Below are 25886 nucleotides of genomic sequence, written 5' to 3'. Positions count from 1 at the left end.
TGCCAAGTAATATTATTTGATACCAATGCTAACTCTTTAATCGTTTTAGGTCGAATCTTCGTCTTGTCGTATATTCACAATCGTACAGTTATTGACAGAACTCCAAGGGCGGGGCGTTCGCCCCGCCTGAAGAAAAGTTGAGCGGCGTAAAGCCACTATCTTGCTCCGCCTCTGTTATCGGGCGAATGGTCCACTCAAAAAGCCGAGTTCGGACCTTCTCAATCCCTCGGTAAAGCAGGCCAATCAGCTTCTTGGCCTCTTCTCCATATTTGTTCAGAGTCGATTTGACGACCTGATAGGCTCTAAGAGGCTGATCTTTGCGGGCGACGGTGGGGCCGCCGAATAGCTCTACGAATCGCTCCCAGTCCCCCTCATCGGCGGCCTTCACAATCTCGCCCAGCTTTTCATCTCCAACAGAATTCAGAACGGCTTCTTTAAGGTCGCTGTGCGACAGCCGGCGGCACTCCCGCCAAGCAGTAACTCCTGGGCCGCCGATCTGCTGGAACTGGCGGATGTTCCAGGTAGAGGCCCAGGCGCGAATTCGGGTAGCGCTCTCGATCGCATCGTGGCCGTGGAGATCCTCGCCCACATCCACACCGTCGATATTCTTGGCTATGTATTTGGCGATATAGCCGGTTGCGGTCCCTTTCGCTGGGTCAATGTATTCGACCTTCAGGCGGTGCTTGTCTGCGCCCGCCTCATCTCCGTCTATCTCCATTGCGTAATGGCGCATAACTTCAATGGCCGGCTTAACCTGGGGCTGAGGCAGGAATAGGAGCAAATGCCAGTGTGGGCATCCGTCGTGGTGAGGCTCTACTACGCGGAAGCCGTATGGCTTGATCCCCATTCGGTCGAACTTCGCCCGGATCTTGCTCCACTGTCGGTTGAGATGCGCTTGAGCGTCGGCAGGCGTATGGCCCTGATACTTGGGGTTGGGTACACAGGGGTTGGACAGATGGCTGTGATATTTGGACGGAGCGGTCAGAGTCACAAAGACCCCAATATCTCCCCGCTTGGCTGATATGCCCTCGAAACCTGAAAGCCGCGTCATCAGCTCATTGCGGCGATTGGTCAGGTTGGAGACGCCCCGCTTAGTGATATCAAGGAGGCTGAAAACTTGGCCTAGATCGTTCTCGGCGACCAGACGAGCCAAAAGGCCCTCATTGCGGTTCCACTGGGAGAACTTGCGCTTTACGCCGTGATTACTGGCATAGATTCCGGATCGCTTGTTAACGAGCCCAAGCCTGATATGTACAGCTTCCAGAATGAAGTCCTGGCGCTTGCGGATCTGCCGGCGCCACCACTGTTCGTCAAAAGTGCGAGCCAGTGCCGGCGCCAACTCTTCGGGGCTTGCTTGAAGTGGTTCGGGGTGGGGGAACTCGAACTCGCATCGCTCGATAATGGCGATGACCTTTTCTAGGGCTATGGTGGGGCCGAGCGCTTTTTCGTTCTGGATGAAAATTGTACTGACCTGCTTCGCCTTATGTCTGGCGAATTCCTTCACCTCATCATCAGAGGAGGTAATAAATAGCCCCTCAAAGGACTTCCCCAGAGTGAGTAGCTTATGGAGCTGTCGGAGTTCTGTATTGGCCGCGACGTGGCTCTCTCGCTCAGCGATTCGCTTGTAGTGGTGGGCGAGGGGGAGGCATAGGAACTCGTGCGCGCTAAAGATCCGCTCTCGGAATTTCCGGCACTCAAAAGTCCCGAAGTCTTCGGTGATGCGCAGGGCCTTATCCAGCGCGAACTCACTCATAGCCCGGCTTCCTCCTGGAATGATGCCGCTGAGTCGGGCACGGAAGGATGACCTATAGGTTGCCAGACACTGAAAGCCCGCTGGCCTATAGGTCGGATTTGGCCTATAGGTTCCCGGTGGGTTTCAAGAAGGGTTAATACAGGGTTAAACCTATAGGCCAAGCAGGGTTTGAAGCCGTCCAAGCTATAGGTCGGATCTGATATGCAGGCCATGCTATAGCCCCAGTTGACCTAGATGGTCCAGCTTCTGTTGCTGGTCCAGCCATTGGTCCAGGTCTTCCCGTAGGTAGCGGACTGCACGCCCGATCTTTATGAAAGGGGGCGCAGGGGTTCGGGAGTCCCGTTTTCCGTCCATGCGAGACTGGCGAAGGAATGAGCGGCTCATACAGATGTATTGCGCCGCTTCCGCCTCGGAGAGGGAACGGGGGAGTAGAGTCTGTTTACCAGCAGTCATCAGTTGTCTCACCAAGCTATTGCAGTCGATGAGCTAACCGTAAGTGCTGAATTTGAGCGCTAAGCTCAGGGTTAAAATTTAAGGCTCAGCGTTAATTTTTAACCCTGAGGGTTAACCGAACGGCAACCGAACGGCAACCGAACGGTGAAGCGAACGGGAACCGAAGAGCAAATGACAGACGGAGCGGCCCCCTTAGGTGAAGTGATAGGGGCAAAACCGACAGATTAAACTTGTATAAAAAACGACCAACCTAAAGGTGTCAGGCTGGTAGAAGTGTGGGGAAGCAATCTGCATATTTTTTTTGCAGGGCCGTGAGCCTATCGTGGTGCTCGGGCACGCCCGACAGCAAGATCAGCAGCATAGCGATCATTGTAGAAATTGCGTTGGAAGTCTTGAGGATGTTTTTGAGCATTTTTGAAGGCATTAATAGCGCATGCGTTTGGAATGCGAGAACACCGCCATGGACGAATGAACAGAGGGACTTCCAGTGGCATTCCTTAAATCCACTTAACATGGTAGTTGCGCCTTCCGGGGCTTTGCCTTTCAGCTCCTCTAGCATCTGGCTAAGTCCTGGAGCTTGGTTAAGCTGATTAAAGTTCTCTAGAGTTACATCAGTAAACAATTTTTCGATAGCATCATCTGGAGCTGCAAACAATAACCACATACCTTTCACCAATACCTCAAATTGGAGTCGCACCAAGCTGATCGCAGTGTTGTGCTTTTCCGCAGCAATTAAGTACTTCACAGCTTCTGCATGCTCAAATGCTAAGCTGCACATTGCGCGACTGGCGAATACATCCATTGTGTCGTCGAAGAGGCCTAGTTCGAAGAATTTGCGTAATTCGTTCTCTAATTCATAGGACCTTCTTAAGAGCTTTTCCATTAGTTGGCTTCCTTGTTTTCGCGATATTTTCGCCGAACCTTGCTCAAGGTGGGTGCGAAAGAGCTAAATTTCTGATAACTCGTGTTCCCATACCTGCTCAGCCATTCTAATTCTGTTGGGCTGATAGCTTGAATGATCCCATCCAGGTCAAATTTTGGGGTGTCAGCTTCATGGTCCTCTTCAAGAAGAGCCCACGCTTGTTTCGCTTTTATGTCGGGATTGTGCTGAATGATTCTAAAGAGAAGGGTGTGTAGCTGGTTCTCTTTTTGACTTGTGTCTCGTGGAGGGGCTTTAGTTTCAGTCACATTAGAGCGGTTTAAATAACTCTCAATTTCCGAAGCTGGAATGCGGACGTCTTTTGGAGAGAACTCGTTATTTTGATCGAAAAAAAGTTGATTGTCCTCAACAGGGAATAGCCCTCCCATTTCATAGCGCTCTCCTGCTTTCTGTGCTTCCAAAGCTTTCTCTAGGTGTTTAGTCGCCCGTGTAAGAGCAGAGTTGGTCGAGACTCCTTCCTTGGGAAATGGGAGAGCTATCAGTGTTCTTATGAGTTCGGCATCTTTGACGGCCGGTTTCCAACCAGAAAGAGGCGGAATTGGATCTTGTCTTTTAAACGGATAAGAACTACTCCAGTTGCCGATAGCATCGGGTTCGAGTACTGCCATTCCCGACTTAACCTTGATGGGCTCTCCATCAATTAGGGGTTGGATCACGTTAGGATGCATCTGGAGGTGCCCACGATATCGACAGCTGGCGCGTCCAATCCAGCGTCCTTCGCTATCCCGTGATGTCAGCAAGAGCGGACGCTCCACGGTAAAGGCGACAGGCTGGATCTCGCCTTTGGTTATCAAATAGGAGAGCTCTGAACGTCGCATCCCGAGAATTTCACAGGCCTCTTCCAGTGGGTACCAAGGACCATACATGGTTAAATTGCTCCTTAGCCGATTAGTGCTATTGCATCAGCTTTATGGTCAGGCGCTAAGTGTGCATAGCGCAGAGTTGTATTTAAATTTGCATGGCCGCAAAGCTCTCGCACTGTATTTAGGGGGACGCCCTTCATGACGAGTTTCGAGGCAAAGTCATGGCGCATATCATGCCAGCGGAACTTCTCGATACCGGCTTTCTTGAGAATACTGTTCCAAGAGCTCTTGACGTTATCCAGGCGGCTGCCATTGTCGGCAGGAAAGACCAAACTACCTGGTAGTGGTGCCTGCCGTAGCCATTCAACTAATGTTTGGTGCGCGGTGGGGCTTAGGGGGATATGCCGGGTTTTGCTGGATTTTGCCGTTTCTCCCCGGACTGTAATGACCTTTTTGTCGAGGTCGACACAGGACCACTCCAGATCGAATAGTTCTCCACGCCTCATTCCTGTTTTCAGGGATAGGGTAATGAGAGGCGTCATTCGGTCGGAGAAGGCATGGCGGCTCAAGTCGGGCAGGAGAGGGTAGCCACGCGCTCGACGGTGCCGATTGCCTCTCTCCCTAGCTTCCTTTAGCTCCTTGTCTCGTTCTGCCAGAGCTTTAAACAGCCGCTCCTCCTCAGCTGGAGATAGGTATCGGGCTTTCCTGCCCTCATCGATCTTCAGGGCTTTCAGTTTCTTCAGGGGGTGGTCGTCAAGTACCTCCCACTCAACTGCTTTAGTCAGGACTCCTCGGAGGGCATTCACACAGCGATTTACATAAGAGGGCTTCCGGCCTGCTTGAAGGCGCTCGGTTCGCCAGCGCTCTACTTTCCGGAGCTGGATCTGGCTCATGGGCTCGTTCAGGAAGTCGGCAAAGGAGGCACGGACGGTACTGACCGTGTAGTGCCCGCTTTTCTGGTTAGAAAGTGCCCAAGGCTCGTATTGGTCGACCAGGAATCGTCCCAAAGTCCCCTTCAGCGCTTCTTTGGCCTTTTGGCGCCCCTCAATCTTGTCTCCCTGCACGTCAACGCCTTCCGCAACCTTACCGGCCATGCTGGTAGCTCGGTCCCTGGCTTGGGCGATGGTTAGGGAGGGGCCCAATGGGCCTATCTTGATCCGCTTACGTTTGCCGTCATTAGTTCTGTAAGAGAAGTAGAAGGTCTTTCGCCCAGTGGGCTGGATGCGGAGTAGGAAGCCCTTGAGTTCCGAGTCTACGACCTCGTAGGCCTTCTCGCGGGGCTCAAGATTGCGGATAGTAGTAGTGGTCAGCTTGGCTTGCATGGTTCCTCCCAGAGCCCCCATGCTAAATTTAAGTCCATATTAAGTCCATTTTGAATGAACGGGGAAGGACGGGGGAGATCAGGGGTGAACAACAGTGAACAGGCTAAGGTATTGATTTGTATGGATTAAATGGCTTTCCTTGGGCTGTGGTTGTTTATCGTTGTTCACTGAGATTTGTGCGTTTTTTACACTGGCAGTGTTGAGGTCAGCGGTTCGATCCCGCTTAGCTCCACCAAATTAAAAAGGCCGCATCCGTAAGGGTGCGGCCTTTTTTGTTTTGGGCGCCTCCGAGAGGTTCATCTACATGGATGTAGTGATGGGGGGCATCTTTGTGCTTGGCGGGCGGGGGTGTCTGCTATATGTAGTTTGACCAAGGCTAGTAAAATGGACTCAACTGGGAAAGCGAATGAAATTAAGGGAAACACCACGGAAGGGCATCGTACTGGCTGGCGGTTCAGGCACCCGGCTATACCCACTTACCAAGGGGGTCAGTAAGCAGCTGATGGCTGTTTACGACAAACCCATGATCTATTACCCGCTGACCACCCTTATGATGGCTGGAATCCGGGACATCTTGATTATAACCACGCCCAGCGAACAGCATCTATTCCAGAACCTGCTGGAAGACGGCAGTCAATGGGGGGTAAATATTTCCTATGCTGTGCAGCCGTCTCCCGACGGTCTGGCGCAAGCCTTCTTGATTGGCCGGGAGCACGTCGGTAATAGCCCCAGCGCACTTGTGCTGGGTGATAACATCTATTATGCAGAGCGCTTTAACGAAGTGCTGAAATGTGCGGATCAGCGAACGGAAGGTGCCACGGTGTTTGGCTACCATGTCGCGGACCCCAGGGCATACGGCGTTGCAGAGTTTGATGGCGCCGGCAAAGTAATCAGTATCGAAGAAAAACCCTCAGAGCCGAAGTCGAACTACGCTGTAACTGGCCTTTATTTTTACGACAATCAGGTTTGCGACCTTGCCAAGGAGATCAAGCCTAGCCATCGAGGTGAGCTTGAGATTACGGACCTCAACCAAATGTATTTGGCGCAGGGTAATCTGAATGTTGAATTGATGGGGCGCGGCTCCGCCTGGCTCGATACGGGAACCCACGACAATTTACTGGAGGCAGCGCAGTTCGTACAGACTATTGAGCGCCGGCAAGGTTTAAAAGTCGCGTGCCCCGAGGAGGTTGCTTTCCGTAAAGGTTTTATTGACGCGGAAATGCTGGAAAAACAGGCTCGGCCGCTGATGAAAAGTGGGTATGGGGAATATTTGATGCAGCTTATTGTTGAGTCTGCCCGCGATCACCGGTTTGCGCGTTGATATGAAAATAATAGAAACCAACATTCCTGATGTAAAAATTATCGACCCCAAGATCTTTGGTGACGAGCGCGGTTTTTTCCTTGAGACCTTTCGCCAGGATTTTTTCAATCAGGAATGTGCCGAACGCATTTTTGTACAGGATAACCACAGCAAATCTAGCCAAGGCATATTGCGCGGCCTTCACTATCAGACCGAGCATACTCAAGGCAAGCTTGTGCGGGTTACATCCGGAGAGGTGTTCGATGTGGCTGTAGACCTGCGTCGAAGTTCTCCTTCTTTCGGCCAGTGGGTCGGCGTGTTACTGAGCGAAGACAATAAGCGCCAGCTCTGGGTTCCGGAAGGTTTCGCCCACGGTTTTTATGTTACCAGTGCATCCGCAGAGTTTGTCTACAAGTGTACCGACTACTACGCCCCCGAGTACGAACACTCCCTGCGCTGGGATGATCCGGAGCTCGGTATCGAGTGGCCTCTGGTCAATGGCGAGCAGCCTCAGCTCTCCGCCAAAGATGCCGAAGGCAAACTCCTGAAAGACGCCGCCGTCTTTGGTTGAAGGGGGGGACGATGAAAATTCTAATCACCGGTAAAAGTGGCCAGCTCGGCAGGCAGCTGCTGAAGCAGGCCTCAGCCGACACGGCTATTGTTGCTCACGGGCGAGACACACTGAATATTGCGAGTAAAGATCAGGTGTTTTCTGCCCTCAAGCAGGCGGAGCCGGAGGTGGTTATCAACGCTGCCGCCTACACCGCTGTTGACAAGGCAGAGTCCGATTGTGAACAGGCGCATCTGATTAATGCGCGCGGCCCGGAAAACCTTGCGCTGGCTTGCCGTGAGCTGGGCATCCGCTTGGTTCACGTCTCTACCGATTTCGTGTTCGATGGAAAGCAGTCTCAACCTTATATGCCGGGTGATGCCAGAAGCCCGCTCGGCGTGTACGGCGAAAGCAAGGCGCGTGGCGAAGAGGCGGTGGAAGCCATCCTGCCGGGCGCCATCATCGTGCGGACTGCCTGGGTATACGACCGCGAGGGTGGAAACTTTGTTACCACCATGTTGCGCCTTATGCGGGAGCGCGACCAGCTGGGGGTAGTGGCTGACCAGATCGGTACCCCCACGTGGGCGGGTACCCTCGCAAAAAATATTTTCGCTTTGGCCGCTGTGCCGGAAGCCAAAGGTATCTACCACTGCACCGACGCCGGTGCCGCTAGCTGGTACGACTTCGCCGTGGCTATCTTCGAAGAAGGTAAGAGAGCCGGCCTGCTGTCGAATAATAGGCGGGTAAACATTGCCCCAATTGCGACCACCGACTATCCAACTCCAGCAGCGCGCCCGTCTTACAGTGTGTTGGACAAGTCTCGACTGGTAAATGAGACAGGCCTGGCGCTACAGCACTGGCGCCAGGTTTTAAGGTCTGTCCTCAATTCAACGGAACTATAAATGAGCAATCTACTTGTAACCGGCGGAGCCGGTTTTATTGGGGCTAACTTTGTTCACTACTGGATGCGGACCTACCCGCAAGACAAAGTGGTCGTATTGGATGCGCTCACCTATGCCGGCAACAAGGCCAGCTTGGCGGCAGTGGCCGGTAATCCGAACTTCGTTTTCAGTCACGGCAATATCTGTGATACCCGGCTGGTGGAAACCCTGCTCAAAGAGCACCACATCGACACCTTGGTACACTTCGCCGCAGAGAGTCACGTAGACCGCTCCATTACCGGCCCGGACGCATTCATTGAAACCAATATCATCGGCACCCATAGCCTGCTCAAAGCCGCGAAGAAAGTCTGGCTGGACGAGGGGCTGAACAAAGAAGGTCACCGCTTTCACCATGTCTCGACTGACGAGGTGTATGGCACCCTAGAGCCCAGCGATCCAGCCTTCAGCGAAATCACCCCTTACGCGCCTAACAGCCCATACTCTGCGAGCAAGGCGGCGTCCGATCATCTGGTCCGCGCTTACCACCATACCTATGGGCTGAAGGTCACCACCAGCAATTGCTCCAATAACTACGGGCCCTATCACTTCCCGGAAAAGCTGATCCCGCTGGTTATCACCAATATCCTGCACGACAAGCCCCTTCCAATTTATGGGGACGGCCAGCAGATCCGTGACTGGCTGTATGTGGAGGATCACGCGCGGGGTATCGACCTGGTGATCAAGAAAGGCCAACTGGGTGAGTGCTATAACATTGGTGGTATCAATGAGTGGGCCAATATCGACATCGTCAGGCTGATTTGTGAGCTGGTGGATAAAGCATTCGCCAGTAGCCCAGACCTTGGTGACCGATTTCCGCATGCGGGGCGAGCCAGGGAGGGGCGCTCTGCCGAGCTGATCACCTACGTGACTGATCGCTCAGGCCACGATCGTCGCTATGCCATCGACCCGTCAAAATCCCGCGGCGAGCTCGGCTACCAGCCGGCGGAATCCTTTTCTTCCGGAATCGAGAAAACCATTCAGTGGTACCTGCAGGGCGAGTCCTGGTGGGCTCCGTTGATACAGGCTTCTAAGGATTGATAGGAAGTGCGGTGGTCTGGTCAAAAAATGCTCGCGGTACTGTGTTATGCCCCGCAAAGGCAGATGCAAATCCCTAAAGGTTGTAATGGCTTGCTTTGGGCGGGAAAATTGTAAACGGGGAGTGCTACAGATAGCGCAGCTCAAGTATTCGAGGCGGCTCATTACCGCTCGATGGATGGTCACAAACGACTCCCAAGCGTGACATAATGGGGCTTAAATGCCGCCTCTTTTTATTGGAGTGGTGGGGGGGCCGTTAGTGCTATTTCTGTAACAGAATAAATTTATGATTTTACCCGTAATTATGGCGGGTGGTTCCGGCACCCGCCTGTGGCCGCTTTCGCGCAAACTTCATCCGAAACAGTTTCTGCCGCTTACGGATGATGCGACTATGTTGCAAAACACCTGTGCGCGATTGGAGGGCATTGAGTCGCAGCCACCATTGCTAATATGTGGCGATGATCACCGCTTTATTGTGGCCGAGCAGCTGCGCGAGGTGGGGCAGGCTCATAGCGGTATTCTACTCGAGCCTGCAGGCCGCAATACTGCTCCTGCGGTCGCTTTGGCAGCGCTAAGGGCCATCGCGGGGGGGGCGGAAGATCCGTTACTGCTGGTGTTGGCCGCAGACCACGCAATAAAAGATGTAGCTGCCTTTCAAGCCGCGGTGATGTGTGCGGTTCCTCACGCCGAGGCTGGCAAACTGGTGACCTTTGGTATTGTGCCCTCGGCTGCCGAAACCGGTTACGGCTATATCAACAAGGCAAGGGCCGTAGATGAAGCTGAGACCGCGTTTGTGGTTCAGCAGTTTGTAGAAAAGCCTGATCTTGCTACCGCAGAGAAATACGTGAGTTCCGGTGAATTTTACTGGAACAGCGGCCTGTTCCTGTTCCGTGCCAGCCGTTTTATCCAAGAGTTGTCTAAATATTGCCCGGATATCCTTGAGGCTTGTGAGAAAGCCATGCAGGGTGCCACCTTTGATGTCGACTTCGTGCGCCCGGCTAGTGAGGCCTTTCTGGCCTGTACCGATGAGTCTATTGATTATGCCGTTATGGAGCATACCCGCGATGCAGTGGTCGTGCCGATGGATTGCGGCTGGAATGACGTGGGTTCTTGGTCAGCGCTTTGGGAGGTGTCTGAGAAGGACGAGCAGGGTAATACGTCGAAGGGCGATGTTATCCTGGAGGATAGCCATAATTGCTTTGTACAGAGCGATAGCAAGTTAATTGCTACTGTGGGCCTGAATGATATCGTGGTGGTAGAAAGTGATGACGCGGTGCTGGTTGCCGCTAAAGACCGCGTGCAGGATATTAAGAAGGTGGTTGAACGCCTCAAGGCCGAAAATCGCTCGGAAGCGCAATTGCATCGTAAAGTCTACCGCCCGTGGGGCTATTACGATTCCGTTGATTTCGGCGAACGTTTCCAAGTGAAGCGAATTGTAGTGAATCCAGGTGCACAACTGAGTCTGCAAATGCACCATCACCGTGCGGAACATTGGATCGTGGTGTCTGGTACTGCGAATGTGACCTGTGGTGAAAAAGAGTTTTTGGTGACCGAAAACCAGAGCACGTATATCCCGCTTGGCGTAGTCCACCGTCTCGAAAACCCGGGGACCATTCCGCTAGAATTGATCGAGGTGCAGTCCGGCTCTTACCTGGGGGAGGACGATATCGTCCGCTTTGAAGATCGGTACGCGCGTACCTAAGAAGCTCTTTTGTGCTAATTATGTGCCTCGGTTCGGGTATGCCGGAGTTGTTCAGGTTTGTGTGTATGCACACCTTGAATACGTAAAAGAGGACAGCGTAGAGCTCGCATGATCGATCTGCATTGCCACCTTCTCCCAGGCATCGACGACGGTGCCCGGGATCTCGACCAGGCGCTGGTACTGGCCCGCGCCGCGGTTGCCGATGGCATTACTCACATCGTGGCCACCCCGCATATTCACTCTGGCCGCTTCCCCAATACGTTTTCGACCATCTCTAAAGCGCACCGCCAGCTGGTTGCCGCGCTGGATACCGCCGAGATCCCGCTGCATGTGGGTATGGCGGCAGAAATTCGCCTGTCCGAAGAAATCCTGAATATGGTGATTCTGAAGCAGGTACCTTTTTTGGGCGAGTGGGGCGACGAAAAGGTCCTGCTACTGGAACTGCCGCACAGCCATATCCCGCCGGGTACCGAACAGTTGATCCGCTGGCTGCGCAAGCAGAAGGTCCGTCCGATGATTGCGCACCCGGAGCGCAACAAGGATGTCATCCGCGATTTCAATAAGGTGATGCCGCTGGTGCATGAGGGTTGCCTGTTCCAGGTAACTTCCGGCGCCGTATGTGGTCATTTTGGTGAGCCGGCACAGCAGCGTTCCATCGAGATGCTGGAGAACGGGCTGGTCACCATACTAGCCACCGATGCCCACCATGAAGTGCGCCGTCCACCAGCGCTGAACGCAGGCCGAGAGGCTGCGGCTAAGGTAGTCGGTGAAGAGAAGGCCTGGCAGCTGGTGCGCGATAATCCGGGCAAGATCGCTGCGATGCACTTCGCCCATCACAAGACCCTTTGACCGCCATGAAGAGCGTGACTTCAATGACCGCCGGGTTCGCAGGCACGTAACCGACAGGTTCAGATTCTGCGGTCTCGAACAAAATCTACCGGTTAAAAAATAAACTGGCCTTCTCGGGCTAAACTGTTAGACTGCGCAGCCTTTTAAAGGCCAATCCGGCCCCTCAAGTACCGGCGTTAGACGCCGCAAGTGATTCCCAAATATGACCGATACCCCCACGGCCACTGGCTTTGACCAGTTGGGCCTGCCCGCTGAAATCCTCGACGCTGTCACCAAACTTGGCTATGAAACCCCATCCCCGATTCAGGCAAAGACCATCCCGTCTCTGCTGGAAGGGCGCGATGTACTGGGCCAGGCACAGACAGGAACGGGCAAAACAGCGGCATTCGCGCTCCCTCTGCTGGCGAGCCTGGACCTGAAGAGCAAACGCCCTCAGGCACTGGTGCTGGCACCGACCCGAGAACTGGCCATTCAGGTGGCCGAGGCCTGCCAGTCCTACGCGGCTAACCTCAAAGGTTTCCACGTTGCACCTATTTATGGTGGCGCGGACTACCGCGGCCAGATCCAACAACTGAAGCGCGGTGTGCAGCTGGTAGTAGGCACCCCGGGCCGTGTGATGGACCACATGCGCAAAGGCACCCTGGACCTGTCCAACCTGAAGACGCTGGTCCTCGACGAAGCCGACGAAATGCTGCGCATGGGCTTTATCGACGACGTGGAGTGGGTACTGGAACAGATTCCAGAAGAGCGCCAGATCGCGCTGTTCTCCGCCACCATGCCGCGCGAGATCGCCAAGATTGCCCGCGACCATTTGGACGAGCCGGTGGACGTGAAAATCAAGGTCAAGACCGAGACCGCAGAAACCATTCGCCAGCGCTACTGGCCGGTGGGCGGCCTGCACAAGCTGGATGCGCTGACCCGTATTCTCGAAGCCGAGCCGGTGGATGCCACCATCATCTTCGTGCGCACCAAGAACACCACCGTTGAGCTCGCCGACAAACTGGCCGCACGCGGTTTTGCCTCTTCCGCCCTGAACGGCGATATGGCGCAGAACCTGCGCGAGCAGGTGATCGACAAGCTGAAGGCGGGCAAGCTGGATATCGTTGTGGCCACCGACGTGGCGGCGCGAGGCCTGGATGTGAAGCGCATCAGCCACGTAATCAACTACGACATTCCTTACGACACCGAAGCCTATATCCACCGTATTGGCCGTACCGGCCGTGCCGGCCGTGAAGGCGATGCGATTCTGTTTGTGGCGCCGCGTGAGCGTCGCATGCTGCGCGTTATCGAGCGCGCGACCAAGAAGTCCATCGAGCGTCTGGAACTGCCGACGGCGAAAGCGGTAAACGCATCGCGCATGGAAAAATTCCGTCAGCGTATTAGCGATACCCTTGCTGGCGACAGCGACATGGCACCGTTCCGCGACCTGGTGGACCAGTACCTGGCCGACAACGAAGTGGACCCGCTGGATGTGGCTGCGGCACTGGCGGCCATGGCGCAGGGCGACCAGCCACTGTTGCTGGACGAGCGCGAGCCGAAGCAGCGCGACTTTAATGATCGAGGTGACCGCGACGACCGCCGCCGCGACCGTGATGGCGACCGCAAGCGCGAGCGCAAAGGCAGCTTCGAAAAAGACAAGCGTATGCCGCCGCCGGATGAAGGCAAAGAGCGTTTCCGCATTGATGTGGGCCGCGAGCACGGCGTGCGCCCGGGTAGTGTGGTTGGTGCTATTGCCAACGAAGTAGAGCTGGATAGCTCTTACATCGGCCGCATTGAAATCTACCCGGAATACACTACCGTCGATCTGCCGGAAGGTATGCCGAAAGAGATTTTCCAGCACCTGAAAAAAGTGCGGGTAAACGGCCGTCCGATGAACATTGCCAAGTACGACCCGAATGCGGTGGACAGTGGCAAACCGTTCAAGAAAAGCGGTTCTTTCAAGAAGCGCAAGTTTGAAGGTAAGCCTGAAGGCAAACACGGTGGCAAGCACGGTGATAAGCCACACCGCAAGTCTGGCAAGCCAAAGCAGCATCGCGACCGCGACTGATCCTGGCTTACAGGGCGAATAAAAAAGGGCACCAGTTGGTGCCCTTTTTGTTTGCCCGCGAAGTGCGAGCTTTTTAACCCTGTTGTTTGACTCTGTTAGTTCACTTTGCCAAACGGCAGCATCTGACGCAGGGTATTGTCTTTGTTGTACAGGTGATGCCACAGGGCGCCACCAATGTGCAGTACCAGCAGTACCAGCAGGGCGTTCCACAGTAGTTCCTTGTGCAGGAAGGCGAACTGCTTGGCCACATCAATATTCTTCTCAAAGAAGGCCGGCAGGTCGAACAGCCAGAACAGCTTGGTGTCGCGGCCCGCGAACTGGCGCATCAGCAGGCCGGTGAGCGGCATACCGATGATCAATATGTACATCAAGCTCTGGGTCAGCAGAGAGATTGGCTTCTGGAAGCCGCTGCCGTACAGGTTGGGACGACCATGAGTAGCGCGGTAGTAGAGACGGAACAGGCCCAGGAACAGAACCAGGAAGCCGAGGGAGAAGTGGACAACCATCCACCAACCGCGCATCGGATCTTCTTTCGCATACTGCTCATGGAGTTCTACGGACGCCCAGGCGAACAGGATAAAAAACGCGATCATCCAGTGCAGAGTTTTGAGAGTCTTGCTCCAGCTATTGGGTGTGGAGGCCATACATATCCCCTTGTGTGTTTTATTACTTGTTTATGTTATCGGTCGCGGCAAGCACGCCATTCAGATTGGCGAAGCAGGTATCCCGTGCTGTGGTGAAGAAGTCCCTTAGAAAAGCCTGTTCCAGCATCTCCTCGCGCACCGCAGCGTAGAGTGTACTCCACACGCCGGATTTTCCTAGTCTCAGTTGGTTTACCAGCCCCTTTTGTAAATATTCGTAAAGAGCCCAGTTGGGTAGGGCGCAAACACCGCGGCCGCTGACCACCAGTTGCACCATCATTACCGTGAGTTCGGCGGTACGCACCGCGATGGGTTCGATACCGGCCGGGTCGAGGAACTTCTGGAAAATATCCAGTCGCTCTCGCTCTACCGGGTAGGTAATTTGCACTTCATTCGCTAGGTCTTGCGGGGCTATCGTCTTCTGTTTCGCCAGTGCGTGTTTGCGGCTGACCGCCAGGCACATCTCAAAACTGAACAGCGGCTCGTAGTGGATACCCTTGAGAGAGGTATCCGGGTTACTGGTAACCACCAGATCCAGGTCACCGCGTACCAGCGCCGGTAGCGGTGCGAAATGGAAACCACTGGATAGGTCCAGCTCGACCTCGGGCCAGTCGTCCCGGTAGGCATCGAGGGTGGGCATCAGCCACTGATAACAGCTGTGGCACTCGATCGCGATATTCAGCCGCCCCGCCTGCCCCGATGCCAGCCGCGCCAGGTCTCGTTGCGCTACCGCCACCCGCGGTAGCACATCGTCCGCCAGCTGCAACAGCCGCAGCCCGGCACTGGTAAAGCGCAGGGGCCGCGACTTGCGCACAAACAGCGCCTGCGCGTGGCGGTCTTCCATCTCGCGGAACAGGTGGGAGAGCGCGGATTGGGTCAGGTGCAGGCGCTCGGACGCACGCACCATGCTGCCGGTGTCCCGCAGTACCGTCAGGGCGCGCAAGTGCCTCAGCTCAATCATTCGTATTTGTCATCTTTAGTTAAATTCATGTTTTTGGCGAAAAATATGAAATTGATTGAACATGTTGTGCGCCCCAGAATCAACCCCGAATTTTACGGACCCAGGGGAAAGGGCATGGCAAAGACACATATTCTCGGATACCCGCGCATTGGCGCGCATCGCGAGCTCAAACGCGCGCAGGAAGCGTACTGGAAAGGTGAGATCGACCAGCAGGCACTGCTGGCCGCCGGCGCAAAGGTGCGCAGTCAGAACTGGCAGGCCCAGCAAGCGGCGGGCCTGGCGCTCACGACCGTGGGGGACTTCGCCTGGTATGACCAGGTACTGAATCACTCGCTGATGTTCGGCGTTATTCCCGAGCGCTTTGAGGCCGGCGCGGCAGACAACAAGCTGGACCAATACTTCCGCCTCGCCCGCGGCCGCGCTCCTTCCGGCGCGCCGGTGGCCGCCAGTGCGATGACCAAATGGTTTGACACCAACTATCACTATCTGGTGCCGGAATTTGCCGTGGGGCAGGAGTTCAGACTGGACGCGGAATGGCTGCTGGCAGAAATAAAAGATGCACAAAGTCTCGGCCACAACGTAAAGCCGGTGATCATTGGCCCACTGACCTACCTCTGGTTAGGGCGCGGTGTGGAAAACGCGCTCGATTTATTGCCGGGGCTTTTGGCCTGCTACGAGCAGTTACTGGTACAGCTGGCTGACGCCGCCGCGCAATGGGTGCAAATCGACGAGCCAATCCTGGGGCTCGATTTGCCCGCGGAATGGCGCGATGCATTTGCCCCTGTGTATAAAGCTCTGGCGCAAGCCAGTGGCAGTAAACTGCTGCTGGCAACTTACTTTTCCACATTGCGGGAAAATCTGCCGCTGGTATTTGATCTGCCTGTGGATGGAATTCATATCGATGCGGTGCGCGGTCGCGAAGAGCTGCAGCCTGCATTGGAGGCGTTGCGGGGAGGCCAGGTTCTCTCGGTCGGCGTGGTCAACGGCCGCAACGTGTGGAAAACCGATCTGGCCCAGTGGCAGCAGGCTCTGAAAAAAGAAGCGGAAGTCTTCGGCGACCGTTTGTGGATATCTGCCAGCTGTTCGCTGCTCCATTCGCCAGTAGATCTGGAAACCGAAGCGGGATTGAGCGAAGAACACAAAAACAAACTGGCCTATAGCCGCCAGAAACTCGATGAACTACAGAAGCTGCAATCGGCACTCGAACCGGGGGCTGAGCCACTCGTGGCTTTTCCTCAAACCGATAGTCGTACCGAGGCGGATGTACGTCAGCAGCTGGAAAGTACCTGGCGCCCGCAGAAATTTTCCGAGCGGGTCGAAGTTCAGCGCGAACGCTGGCAGCTTCCGCTACTGCCGACCACCACTATCGGTTCTTTTCCACAGACCGACGTTTTACGTCAGGTGCGTAAACAGTTTCGCAACGCAGAAATCAGCCAGCAGGATTACCACGAGCACTTGCGTGCAGAAATAGCCGAAGCGATTCGCCGTCAGGAAATCCTGGGTCTGGACGTATTGGTGCACGGCGAAGCCGAGCGCAACGACATGGTGGAATACTTCGGCGAGCAATTGGACGGGTTTATCCACACCGGTAATGGCTGGGTGCAGAGCTATGGCTCTCGCTGTGTAAAACCGCCAATTATTGCCGGTGATATCAGCCGACCCAAGGCGATGACAGTGCAATGGAGTGAATACGCCCAGAGCCTCAGTAAGCGTCCGGTAAAAGGCATGCTGACCGGCCCGGTCACTATCCTGAACTGGTCCTTCACCCGCGAAGATATTCCACGCGCGGTAAGCTGCCTGCAAATCGCCAAAGCGCTGCGCGATGAGGTACAGGATTTGGAGGCGGCGGGCATCGGCATTATCCAGATCGACGAGCCAGCACTGCGCGAGGGTTTGCCGTTGCGCGAGGCAGACCACAAAGCGTATTTCGACTGGGCGGTGGGTTGCTTCCGTTACACCTGCAGTGAGGTGAAACCGGAAACCCAGATCCATACCCACATGTGCTACTCGAATTTCAACGCGATTATGGACGCGATTGTGGCGCTGGATGCGGATGTCATCACCATCGAATCTGCCCGTTCGGATCTACGCCTACTGGATGTCTTTGCCGGTGAAAATGGAGGCTACCCGAATGAAATCGGCCCGGGTATTTACGACATCCATTCACCGAACGTGCCGGAACGTGAAGAGTTGCAGGCGCGGCTGCAGCAATTACTCAAAGTCATCCCGAAAGAAAAACTCTGGGTAAATCCAGACTGTGGATTAAAAACCCGCAGCTGGGCGGAGGTAGGTTCCGCGTTGCTGAATATGGTGGAGGCGACACGCACGGTGCGTAGTGCGTTAGTTTGATTCCATTTCGCAGCCAATAAAAAAGGGCCTGTGATCAGGCCCTTTCTTTGTTTTGAGAGTTAGTAGCAATCCCGCGTCATATTTTCCACGCGGTCTTTGTGCACGATCAGGTTGTCCTCGATACGCACACCACCGTAAGGCCGCAGTTTTTCCACCTTGTCCCAATTCACTTCATCCGTCAGCTGGGATTCTTTCAGATCCGATAGCAGGCTGTGGATAAAGTACAGGCCCGGCTCGATGGTGAAGACCTGGTTTTCTTCGATGGTACGGGTAGTACGCAGAAACGGGTACTCGGTTGGCGGTGGCGTGGTGCCGCCTTCCGGTGCGGTCTGGTGGCCGCCCACATCGTGTACCTGTAGGCCGAGGAAATGGCCCAGCCCGTGGGGCATAAAGGTACCGGTGAGGCCAGATTCCACCGCGCTTTCCGGGGAGGTTTTGATCACACCAAACTGCTGCAGGAGTTGACCGATTTTGTGGTGGCAGTCTTTGTGTAGTTCCACATAAGAGGCACCGGGAGTCAGGCCCGCAACCAGTTCCTGCTCTTTCTCGTGCATTGCCGTTACCAGCTCGGCGAACTCGCCATCGCGGTACGCATAGGAGCGGGTGATGTCGGCACAGTAGCCGTTGCAGTCGGCACCGGCATCGATCAGGAAGCTGCGACGCTCGTTCTCGGACAGGCGCTGTGTGGATAAGTGGGTGTAGTGCAGGATGGCACCGTGCTCGTTCAGGCCGACAATATTGCCATACGGCATCTGGTTTTCACCCTGGCCGGCGGCGTTCAGATAGGCCAGGTTAATTTCGAACTCGCTCGCGCCACTGCGGAAGGCTTCTTCCGCGGCTTGGTGGGCGCGCACCGCAATGCGGTTAGCTTCGCGCAGGCAGGCGAATTCGTAGGGGGTTTTGTAGGCGCGGGCCCAGTGCAGCTGGTCAATCAGGTGCTGCGGGTTGCGCTGGCCGATCTCCCAGCCTTCCAGTTTGCTGGTCTCACCGATAAAGGCCGCGTTCTCACCGCTGAGGAACGCCTTGGCTTCGTCCGGTTTGGACAGCAGCTCGATATCGTACTCGTCGCTCCAGAAGGTCTGCGGAGCGGGCGGCACGTAGTGCCAGAAGTCTACCGGGCGGTAGAACAGCAACTTGGGCTTCTGGCCGCGGCGATAGATGACCCAGCTGTGTGGGTTGTCGGTGACCGGTACCAGAGCTTTGAACTGGGGGTTAACCCGGAACGGATAATAGTTGTCATCCAGAAACTGTACGGACGGCGAACCGCTATACACGTTGAGGGTCTCAAACCCGCATTGCTCGAGGATCTCATCGTAACGCTTGCACAGGATGGCAAGGTGTTCACTGAAGAGTTGCTTGTCCATAACGCCCCTTGGTTTGGTAAATAGCTTTGCTAGATAGTTCTGGTAGATAGGTCTGGTAAATAAATGTCGGGTCAAAAGATAACTCGACGAATTGGTCGAAAACTAGTCATTGTCGCGGGTACACGAAAGCACATAGTGTATAGTCACTGTTCTGGATAAATAGTCTGATTTTGGACCATGGAAAAGAAGATACTGCTAACGGACTGCCCCGATGCCAAAGGGCTGATCGCGAAGATCACCAACATCTGCTACAAGCACCAACTGAATATTACCAAGAACGACGAGTTCGTTGACCGCGCACAGGGCCGCTTTTTTATGCGCACTGCGCTGGAAGGGATCTTTAACGATGACACCTTCCTGGAAGACCTGGATATGACACTGCCCCAAGGGGCGGAGCGCCGATTGGTCGCCAGTGGTCGCAAGCGTGTGGTGTTGATGGTTACCAAGGAATCCCACTGCCTGGGTGATATCCTGATGAAGTGCTATTCCGGCGCCCTGGATGTGGAGATTGCCGCAGTAGTTGGCAACCACAAGGTGCTGCAGCCGCTTGTGGAAAAGTTCGACATCCCGTTCCACTGGGTGCCGGCAGAAAATCTCGAGCGCGCCCAGCACGAGGAGCAGGTTATTGAGATCGTGGACCGCTACGAGCCGGACTACCTGATCCTCGCTAAATATATGCGGGTGCTCACACCGCAGTTTGTTGCCCACTTCAAAAACCGCATCATCAATATTCATCACTCCTTCCTGCCGGCCTTTATCGGTGCCAAGCCTTACCTGCAGGCGTTTGAACGCGGGGTGAAAATTATTGGTGCCACCGCGCATTTTGTCACCGACGATCTGGACGAGGGCCCGATCATTGAGCAGGATGTGATTCATGTGGATCACTTCTATTCCGCTGACGATATGGCCAGTGCCGGTCGCGATGTGGAAAAACAGGTATTGAGCCGCGCGTTACAGCGGGTTCTCGAAGAACGTGTGTTTATTCACGGTAACCGCACCGTGGTATTTAAGTAGTTCTCTAGTAGCTTTCTAGTTGCTTTCTTGGGGGAAAGATGAAACAAGCAATGGTTACGGGTGCAGCTCTCGTATTGATGACGCAACTACTCGGTGGTTGCGCAAGCGAACCGGCGGCCCCAAATCCTGGGATCAAAGAGTCTTTCCACACCGAGATTTCTGCCAACGGCTCCAAGCGTTTTACCTACGTGTTGGAAGTCGCTGCACCCGCATTGCGCGGACCATATACGCAGAGTGCGAGCGAGCGCGCGCGCATGGGCAAGCAATACGAGGGCTTCGCTCGCCCGCGCCGGGTGAACTTCGATCATGCGTTACAGCTTAAACTTCAGGAAACGGGGTTCTGTCGCGACGGGTATTTTGTGATTGATCGAGTGGTATCGCCGCAAGGTGGTGAACTGCGCGGTGAATGTCGGGAAGGGGCCGAGCGGTAGTGATCTCTTGCACTACAGAAGCCTGATGAGAAGGCAAAGTGCCGGGTGATATTTTTCGAAAGCGTCGGCGACATGGACGTCGCCGACGCAGCGTACAGGGAAGTATTCACAGCGATTTCGAAAAATATCACCCGGTGCTTTGCCGCCAGATGACTTTAGATTATCCAAAAAAAATGCCGGAGCACTGCTCCGGCATTTTTATTTCTGGGCTACTTATTCCTGGCTATTTAGTCCATGTAGCTCTCAACGGGCGGACAGGAACAGATCAGGTTCCGGTCACCGTACACATTGTCGATACGGTTGGACGCGGGCCACACCTTGTGGTGCTTCAGCCAGGCTGCCGGGCGACCGGCAATTTCGCGGCTGTACGGATGGGTCCAATCGTCGGTCATCACGTCGTCTTGAGTGTGCGGCGCATTGTGCAGGGGGTTGTCGTCTGCACTGTATTTGCCGCTGGCCACATCATCCGCTTCCTGACGAATGGTTGCCATGGCCTGTACAAAGCGATCCAGCTCTTCCTGCGCTTCCGACTCGGTCGGCTCGATCATCAGGGTGCCGGCAACCGGGAAGGACATGGTCGGCGCGTGGAAGCCGAAATCCATCAGGCGCTTGGCGATGTCTTCCTCGGTAATACCGCTCACTTCTTTCAGCGGGCGCAGGTCGATCAGACACTCGTGCGCGATAAAACCGTTACTGCCTTTGTACAGCAGCGGGTAGTGTTCACTCAGCTTCTTGGCCACGTAGTTGGCATTCAGGATCGCGGTTTCGGTGGCGAGCTTCATGCCTTTTTTGCCCATCATGCGGATGTACATCCAGCTGATTGGCAGAATGCTGGCGGAACCCCAGGGTGCCGCAGATATAGTGCCGTTGACCGGATCGTTGCCCGGTACCTCGGTTACCGGGTGGCCTGCCAGGTAAGGCTTCAGGTGTTCGCCAACCGCAATCGGGCCCATGCCAGGGCCGCCACCACCGTGGGGAATACAGAAAGTCTTGTGCAGGTTCAGGTGGGATACGTCACCACCGAATTTACCCGGTGCGGCTACGCCAATCAGGGCGTTCATGTTGGCGCCGTCGATGTACACCTGGCCGCCGGCGTTGTGGATAAGCTCGCAGATCTCGCGGATGCCTTCCTCGAATACACCGTGGGTGGAGGGGTAGGTCACCATCAGCGCCGCGACGCGGTCGCCGTGCTCTTCCACTTTTGCTTTCAGGTCGGCGATGTCCACGTTGCCGTTGTTGTCACAGGCAACCACCACAACCTTCATGCTCACCATCATCGCCGAGGCGGGGTTGGTGCCGTGGGCGGAGGCCGGGATCAGGCAGATATCGCGCTGGCCTTCGCCTTTCGCTTCCAGGTATTTCTTGATTGCTACCAAGCCCGCGTACTCACCCTGGGAGCCGGCGTTCGGCTGCAGGCTCACGGCGTCGTAGCCGGTACATTCCGCCAGCATGGTTTCCAGCTGGGTGAACATCTCGCGGTAGCCCTGAGCCTGGTCGGCCGGGGCAAACGGGTGCAGCTTGCCGAACTCCGGCCAGGTCACCGGGATCATTTCGGCGGTGGCGTTCAGCTTCATGGTGCAGGAACCCAGCGGAATCATGCTGTGGTTCAGGGCGATGTCTTTGGACTCCAGAGTCTTCAGGTAGCGCAGCATCTCGGTTTCGGAGTGATGCGTGTTGAACACCGGGTGGGTCATGAATTCACTGGTGCGCTGCAGGCTTGCGGGTACGCCGGCGGGGCCCTTGGCGGCCAGCTCGGCATCCATCGCGTGCAGGTCGAGGCCGTGCTCGGCACCGGTGAAAATATTCAGCAGTTCGGCAACATCTTCCAGCTTGGTGGTTTCGTTCAGGCTGACACCCAGCGCGTCCGCGCCCACTTTGCGCAGGTTGACCTCGGCGGCAATGGCGCGCTCGAAGATGTCAGATTGCTTGTCGCCCACGGAGACGGTGAGGGTATCGAACCAGCTGTCGTGGGTGAGGCTCAGGCCTTTTTCTTTCAGGCCGGAAGCGAGGATGTCGGTAAGGCGCTGGATACGCGCGGCGATGGTCTTAAGACCTTCCGGGCCGTGGTAAATCGCGTAGAAGGCACTCATCACGGCCAGCAGTACCTGGGAGGTACAGATGTTGGAGTTGGCCTTTTCACGGCGGATATGCTGCTCGCGCGTCTGCATGGCCATACGCAGGGCACGCTTGCCCTTGCTGTCCACGGAAACACCGATGATGCGGCCGGGCGCGGAGCGCTTGTAGGTTTCGCGGAAGGCGAAGAAGCCGGCGTGCGGGCCACCGTAACCCATGGGGATACCGAAGCGCTGGTTACAGCCAACCACCACGTCGGCACCCATTTCACCCGGCGCTTTCAGGGCTACCAGGCTCATCAGGTCTGCGGCCACGGTGACCAGCGCATTGGCTTCGTGCACCTTGGCAATCAGGTCGGTGAGGTCGCGTACCACACCAGTAGAGCCCGGGTACTGGAACAGGGCGCCGAACAGTTCTTCCGGCAGGTCGGTTTCCGGGTTGCCCACAACCACTTCAAAGCCGAAATGTTCCGCGCGGGTCTGTACCACCGCGATGGTTTGCGGGTGGCAGTCTGCGTCGACAAAGAAGACGTTAGATTTATTGCGCTTTACCTGGCGCTTACACATGGCCATGGCTTCCGCCGCGGCGGTGCCTTCGTCCAGCATGGAGGCGTTGGCCAGGTCCATACCGGTCAGGTCCATGATCATCTGCTGGAAGTTCAGCAGGCCTTCCAGGCGACCCTGGGCAATCTCCGGCTGGTACGGGGTGTAGGCGGTGTACCAGCCCGGGTTTTCCAGCACGTTGCGCAGGATCACGTTGGGGGTGATGGTGTCGTGGTAACCCATACCGATAAAGGTGCGGAAAATCTTGTTGCGGCTCGCCAGCGCTTTCAGTTCCGCCAGCGCCTCCTGTTCGTCCACCGCATCTGCCAGGTTCAGGTCATCGGATTTGCGGATGGCGGCAGGCACGGTCTTTTCAATCAGTTCGTCCAGGGTGGCGACACCGAGGGTGTCGAGCATGGCCTGGGTCTGCGCGGCGTCCGGGCCGATATGGCGGCGGATAAAGGCGTCGTGCTGTTCCAACTGCTTGAGGGAAGGCTGGGTCATGGTGGTCGGATTCCTGTAAACGCTGAGGGCACTCGGGGACAAATTCCCGGAATGCGTTAACGCTCAAAAATAGCAAAGTGGGTCGGACGAACGGATCCGTATTCATTCTGGGGCGGCATGGCGAATGACCAGCCGTTCCCGCGTTCGACGTTCAATAATAATGGTGTGGCAAAGTGCACTTGCCCAATTGCCGGCGCGACATCGTCGTCGTGACCCCATGTACAGATTAAGTCTGTGGGGGGCGCCAGTCGGCGCGCATCTTAGCAACCGCAGTGTTTACGGGCAATTCGCCGGTTTGGGGGGCGAAATGTGCTGGGGTATGCACATTTTTGTGAGATATATCCTGTTTCAGGCAGTCTGGCGCTATTTTTTTCTGTGTGTTGCGCGGACGCCCGTGCCAGATCGGGAAATTGCGCCATACTCCCTGAATAATCAAATAAAGCGAAGGGCCCGAAGGACCGCGGCCATTTTGTATCCACTCCCAGGGAATAAGGGATTCCACCGTGTTGCCACAGGCAAATTTCAACTCGCTGCGCGTTAAGGCCTGCCTCTCCTCGGCAATGCTGGTCGTGGCCGTGTGCCTGTTTTTCATCCTGCTGGGCAACGGCAGCCTGCAGTCCCTGATGTCCAAAAACCGCGAGCAGCGGCACCTCAATTTTCAGTTTCAGGTATCCGGCCTGCTGCAGCAATCCCGCGAGGAACTGGTGCGGCTCGCAGAGCTGATTGCGCTCAGCCCCCGTGGGCGTATCTCCTCCCGGGACGAATTGGCTAAGGCGCTGGATCGGCAGTGGGAGCTGCTGCAACAAACTTGGGTGCTGCACTCGCTCAAGGTGTATGACGCCGACAGCCAGCTGGTAGACAGCTGGGGCGCGCCGCAGCGCAAACTGCGCCCGGGGCAGGTGGCGCAGGTGCTGCTGGGTGGGCAGCCACTGGAGCTGGTGCATTGTGAGCCGGTGTGTGTGCAAAGTCTGGCGCTGCCCATGCGCGCGCGCGGCGGCGATTATGTGTTGCAGTTGGAACGGCCGCTGGTCAAAGCCCTGCAGCGGTTTCGCGAAATGACCGGTACCGACATTGGTATTCTCTCGGCGGTGCGGGAGCAGGCACCAGCGAATAGCGGCGGTATTTACCTGGCGAACTGGCAGCGTGAAATCCTGTCACTGACTTCCCGCGAGCGGGTACTACCGCTGCTTGATCGCGTTGCCGCGGATGTGCCGCACTTATCCGGACTGAAGCGGGCAAGAGTGTACGAGCTGGACGAGCGCCAGTTTGATATCCGCACCATGCGTATGGATGTGCACGATGAAGGCCCGCAGTTTGTGTTCATTGAAGATGTGTCGACCCAGGTGGAACACATCAGCGAGTCGGTAAAGGTCTTGTTCCTGTTTGCGGTACTGGGGGCGCTGATTTTCAGTGCGGCGGTGGCGGGGATTTTGTGGGGCCCCATTGTCCGCTTGCGTCGGCTGGCACAGGCGCTGCCGCTATTGACCAACGGGCGCTTTGGCGATGCCCGTCAGTTAATTCGGCCGGTGAAAAAAAATCTGGAAAAGTTCGACGAGCTGGACGTTCTCGATACCACCGGCCATGCGGTGTGTGATCAGCTGGAAGACATGAATGACATGGTTACCCGTAAAACGGCCCAGCTCGAGCAGATCGCTATGCACGACAGCCTGACCGGGCTAGACAACCGGTACAGTCTCATCGAGCAACTGGAGTTCCACCTGGAGCTGGCGCGGCATCAACCCGGTGCCGTACAACAGTTAGGGTATTTGTTTTTTATCGACCTGGATGACTTCAAGCAAGTGAATGACACTCTGGGGCATCAGGGCGGCGATGAGCTGTTGTGTGTGATTGCCCGCCGCCTGCTCAGCGTGATGCGCTCAGGCGATATTGTGGCGCGTCTCAGCGGCGATGAGTTCTGTGTGTTTGTGCGCGATGCCGTGGGCGATAGTTACCGGATTCTTGCGGAAAAATTACTGAATACGGTGGCCCAGCCGGTGAAGATCGGCGACAACCTGGTTACCGTCACCATGAGTATTGGCGTGGTCGCGGTTGAGGGTAAGGGGGAAACTCTGGAGGCCATTCTGCAGAAAGCCGATATGGCGATGTACCACGCCAAGCGCCATGGAAAAAATAAATTCCAAATCTACGAGGTATCGCTGCCACCACTGGCGGCTGATGCCAAAGGTGATGCCAAAGGTGATGTAGTGCGCCCGCTGGAGCTGGTTAACGCCAACAAAAATTAAACGCAAAGAAAAAAGCGTCAGAGCGTGATTAGTGCCGCGTATTTCATCTTCATCACGCGGCGCCTCCTC

Annotated in this window: 19 protein-coding genes; 11 read left to right on the top strand and 8 right to left on the bottom strand. The window is 55.7% G+C overall.

Annotated features, from left to right (window positions below; translation table 11 throughout):
* Positions 1-88 precede the first annotated feature (88 nt).
* The 4 genes from LCM31_RS01265 to LCM31_RS01250 form a co-directional block, all read right to left on the bottom strand.
* Complete coding sequence (locus LCM31_RS01265; protein ID WP_224866888.1) at positions 89-1753, bottom strand: replication endonuclease; 1665 nt, start codon at positions 1751-1753, stop codon at positions 89-91.
* 712 nt (positions 1754-2465) lie between these two features.
* The gene (locus LCM31_RS01260; RefSeq protein WP_224866885.1) at positions 2466-3089 is read right to left on the bottom strand and encodes a DUF6988 family protein; all 624 of its coding nucleotides are present in this window, start codon (positions 3087-3089) and stop codon (positions 2466-2468) included.
* Positions 3089-4012 carry a hypothetical protein gene (locus LCM31_RS01255; protein WP_224866883.1) on the bottom strand — a complete coding sequence of 308 codons (924 nt, stop codon included), beginning with the start codon at positions 4010-4012 and terminating at the stop codon, positions 3089-3091. The genes LCM31_RS01260 and LCM31_RS01255 overlap by 1 nt, the downstream gene beginning before the upstream one ends.
* A gap of 14 nt (positions 4013-4026) precedes the next feature.
* Positions 4027-5271, bottom strand: coding sequence for a site-specific integrase (locus LCM31_RS01250; RefSeq protein ID WP_224866881.1), 1245 nt, complete (start codon positions 5269-5271; stop codon positions 4027-4029).
* A 406-nt stretch (positions 5272-5677) separates the two neighbouring features.
* Here LCM31_RS01250 and rfbA point away from each other — a divergent pair, with 406 nt between their 5' ends.
* The 7 genes from rfbA (at position 5678) to LCM31_RS01215 (ending at position 13695) form a co-directional block, all read left to right on the top strand.
* A complete protein-coding gene (gene rfbA / locus LCM31_RS01245; RefSeq protein WP_224866879.1) occupies positions 5678-6592 on the top strand; it encodes a glucose-1-phosphate thymidylyltransferase RfbA in 915 nt (304 codons plus the stop codon).
* Position 6593: 1 nt separating this feature from the next.
* Positions 6594-7142: a dTDP-4-dehydrorhamnose 3,5-epimerase gene (gene rfbC / locus LCM31_RS01240; protein WP_224866878.1), complete on the top strand. Its 549-nt coding sequence runs from the start codon at positions 6594-6596 to the stop codon at positions 7140-7142.
* Between the two features lie 11 nt (positions 7143-7153).
* Positions 7154-8023: a dTDP-4-dehydrorhamnose reductase gene (gene rfbD / locus LCM31_RS01235; protein WP_224866877.1), complete on the top strand. Its 870-nt coding sequence runs from the start codon at positions 7154-7156 to the stop codon at positions 8021-8023.
* Positions 8024-9100, top strand: a complete 1077-nt coding sequence (gene rfbB / locus LCM31_RS01230; RefSeq protein ID WP_224866875.1) for a dTDP-glucose 4,6-dehydratase — start codon at positions 8024-8026, stop codon at positions 9098-9100. It abuts the gene before it with no gap.
* 283 nt (positions 9101-9383) lie between these two features.
* Positions 9384-10799: a mannose-1-phosphate guanylyltransferase/mannose-6-phosphate isomerase gene (locus LCM31_RS01225; RefSeq protein WP_224866873.1), complete on the top strand. Its 1416-nt coding sequence runs from the start codon at positions 9384-9386 to the stop codon at positions 10797-10799.
* Positions 10800-10907: 108 nt separating this feature from the next.
* Complete coding sequence (locus LCM31_RS01220) at positions 10908-11648, top strand: tyrosine-protein phosphatase (protein WP_224866871.1); 741 nt, start codon at positions 10908-10910, stop codon at positions 11646-11648.
* A 202-nt stretch (positions 11649-11850) separates the two neighbouring features.
* Complete coding sequence (locus LCM31_RS01215; protein WP_224866869.1) at positions 11851-13695, top strand: DEAD/DEAH box helicase; 1845 nt, start codon at positions 11851-11853, stop codon at positions 13693-13695.
* 95 nt (positions 13696-13790) lie between these two features.
* On the opposite strand, the gene LCM31_RS01210 is transcribed toward LCM31_RS01215, so the two are convergent.
* Positions 13791-14339, bottom strand: a complete 549-nt coding sequence (locus tag LCM31_RS01210) for a cytochrome b (protein ID WP_222246442.1) — start codon at positions 14337-14339, stop codon at positions 13791-13793.
* A gap of 22 nt (positions 14340-14361) precedes the next feature.
* Positions 14362-15297 carry a LysR family transcriptional regulator gene (locus tag LCM31_RS01205; RefSeq protein ID WP_224866868.1) on the bottom strand — a complete coding sequence of 312 codons (936 nt, stop codon included), beginning with the start codon at positions 15295-15297 and terminating at the stop codon, positions 14362-14364.
* Positions 15298-15411: 114 nt separating this feature from the next.
* Between LCM31_RS01205 and metE the strand changes: the two genes are divergently transcribed.
* Entirely contained in the window at positions 15412-17646 is a 2235-nt protein-coding gene (gene metE, locus LCM31_RS01200; RefSeq protein ID WP_224866866.1) for a 5-methyltetrahydropteroyltriglutamate--homocysteine S-methyltransferase, read from the top strand.
* A gap of 59 nt (positions 17647-17705) precedes the next feature.
* On the opposite strand, the gene pepQ is transcribed toward metE, so the two are convergent.
* Entirely contained in the window at positions 17706-19010 is a 1305-nt protein-coding gene (gene pepQ, locus LCM31_RS01195) for a Xaa-Pro dipeptidase (protein WP_224866864.1), read from the bottom strand.
* Between the two features lie 177 nt (positions 19011-19187).
* On the opposite strand from pepQ, the gene purU reads away from it, so the two are divergent.
* Both purU and LCM31_RS01185 read left to right on the top strand, forming a co-directional pair.
* Positions 19188-20024, top strand: a complete 837-nt coding sequence (gene purU / locus LCM31_RS01190; protein WP_224866863.1) for a formyltetrahydrofolate deformylase — start codon at positions 19188-19190, stop codon at positions 20022-20024.
* A 38-nt stretch (positions 20025-20062) separates the two neighbouring features.
* Positions 20063-20455, top strand: a complete 393-nt coding sequence (locus tag LCM31_RS01185; protein WP_224866861.1) for a hypothetical protein — start codon at positions 20063-20065, stop codon at positions 20453-20455.
* Between the two features lie 227 nt (positions 20456-20682).
* Here LCM31_RS01185 and gcvP read toward each other — a convergent pair whose 3' ends face one another.
* Positions 20683-23574, bottom strand: coding sequence for an aminomethyl-transferring glycine dehydrogenase (gene gcvP, locus LCM31_RS01180; RefSeq protein ID WP_224866859.1), 2892 nt, complete (start codon positions 23572-23574; stop codon positions 20683-20685).
* A gap of 503 nt (positions 23575-24077) precedes the next feature.
* Between gcvP and LCM31_RS01175 the strand changes: the two genes are divergently transcribed.
* On the top strand, positions 24078-25817 hold the full coding sequence (locus LCM31_RS01175; RefSeq protein WP_224866857.1) for a diguanylate cyclase domain-containing protein: 1740 nt from the start codon (positions 24078-24080) through the stop codon (positions 25815-25817).
* Positions 25818-25886 lie beyond the last annotated feature (69 nt).

Source organism: Microbulbifer agarilyticus, from assembly GCF_020171345.1.
Lineage (GTDB): Bacteria > Pseudomonadota > Gammaproteobacteria > Pseudomonadales > Cellvibrionaceae > Microbulbifer > Microbulbifer agarilyticus_D.
This window is presented reverse-complemented; position numbering and strand designations above follow the sequence as displayed.

What these genes read in the sequence shown, in the direction of transcription:
- LCM31_RS01265 (WP_224866888.1), bottom strand. Translation starts at nt 1,753, where the DNA reads ATGAGTGAGTTCGCGCTGGATAAGGCCCTGCGCATCACCGAAGACTTC.
- LCM31_RS01260 (WP_224866885.1), bottom strand. Translation starts at nt 3,089, where the DNA reads ATGGAAAAGCTCTTAAGAAGGTCCTATGAATTAGAGAACGAATTACGC.
- LCM31_RS01255 (WP_224866883.1), bottom strand. Translation starts at nt 4,012, where the DNA reads ATGTATGGTCCTTGGTACCCACTGGAAGAGGCCTGTGAAATTCTCGGG.
- LCM31_RS01250 (WP_224866881.1), bottom strand. Translation starts at nt 5,271, where the DNA reads ATGCAAGCCAAGCTGACCACTACTACTATCCGCAATCTTGAGCCCCGC.
- rfbA (WP_224866879.1), top strand. Translation starts at nt 5,678, where the DNA reads ATGAAATTAAGGGAAACACCACGGAAGGGCATCGTACTGGCTGGCGGT.
- rfbC (WP_224866878.1), top strand. Translation starts at nt 6,594, where the DNA reads ATGAAAATAATAGAAACCAACATTCCTGATGTAAAAATTATCGACCCC.
- rfbD (WP_224866877.1), top strand. Translation starts at nt 7,154, where the DNA reads ATGAAAATTCTAATCACCGGTAAAAGTGGCCAGCTCGGCAGGCAGCTG.
- rfbB (WP_224866875.1), top strand. Translation starts at nt 8,024, where the DNA reads ATGAGCAATCTACTTGTAACCGGCGGAGCCGGTTTTATTGGGGCTAAC.
- LCM31_RS01225 (WP_224866873.1), top strand. Translation starts at nt 9,384, where the DNA reads ATGATTTTACCCGTAATTATGGCGGGTGGTTCCGGCACCCGCCTGTGG.
- LCM31_RS01220 (WP_224866871.1), top strand. Translation starts at nt 10,908, where the DNA reads ATGATCGATCTGCATTGCCACCTTCTCCCAGGCATCGACGACGGTGCC.
- LCM31_RS01215 (WP_224866869.1), top strand. Translation starts at nt 11,851, where the DNA reads ATGACCGATACCCCCACGGCCACTGGCTTTGACCAGTTGGGCCTGCCC.
- LCM31_RS01210 (WP_222246442.1), bottom strand. Translation starts at nt 14,339, where the DNA reads ATGGCCTCCACACCCAATAGCTGGAGCAAGACTCTCAAAACTCTGCAC.
- LCM31_RS01205 (WP_224866868.1), bottom strand. Translation starts at nt 15,297, where the DNA reads ATGATTGAGCTGAGGCACTTGCGCGCCCTGACGGTACTGCGGGACACC.
- metE (WP_224866866.1), top strand. Translation starts at nt 15,412, where the DNA reads ATGGCAAAGACACATATTCTCGGATACCCGCGCATTGGCGCGCATCGC.
- pepQ (WP_224866864.1), bottom strand. Translation starts at nt 19,010, where the DNA reads ATGGACAAGCAACTCTTCAGTGAACACCTTGCCATCCTGTGCAAGCGT.
- purU (WP_224866863.1), top strand. Translation starts at nt 19,188, where the DNA reads ATGGAAAAGAAGATACTGCTAACGGACTGCCCCGATGCCAAAGGGCTG.
- LCM31_RS01185 (WP_224866861.1), top strand. Translation starts at nt 20,063, where the DNA reads ATGAAACAAGCAATGGTTACGGGTGCAGCTCTCGTATTGATGACGCAA.
- gcvP (WP_224866859.1), bottom strand. Translation starts at nt 23,574, where the DNA reads ATGACCCAGCCTTCCCTCAAGCAGTTGGAACAGCACGACGCCTTTATC.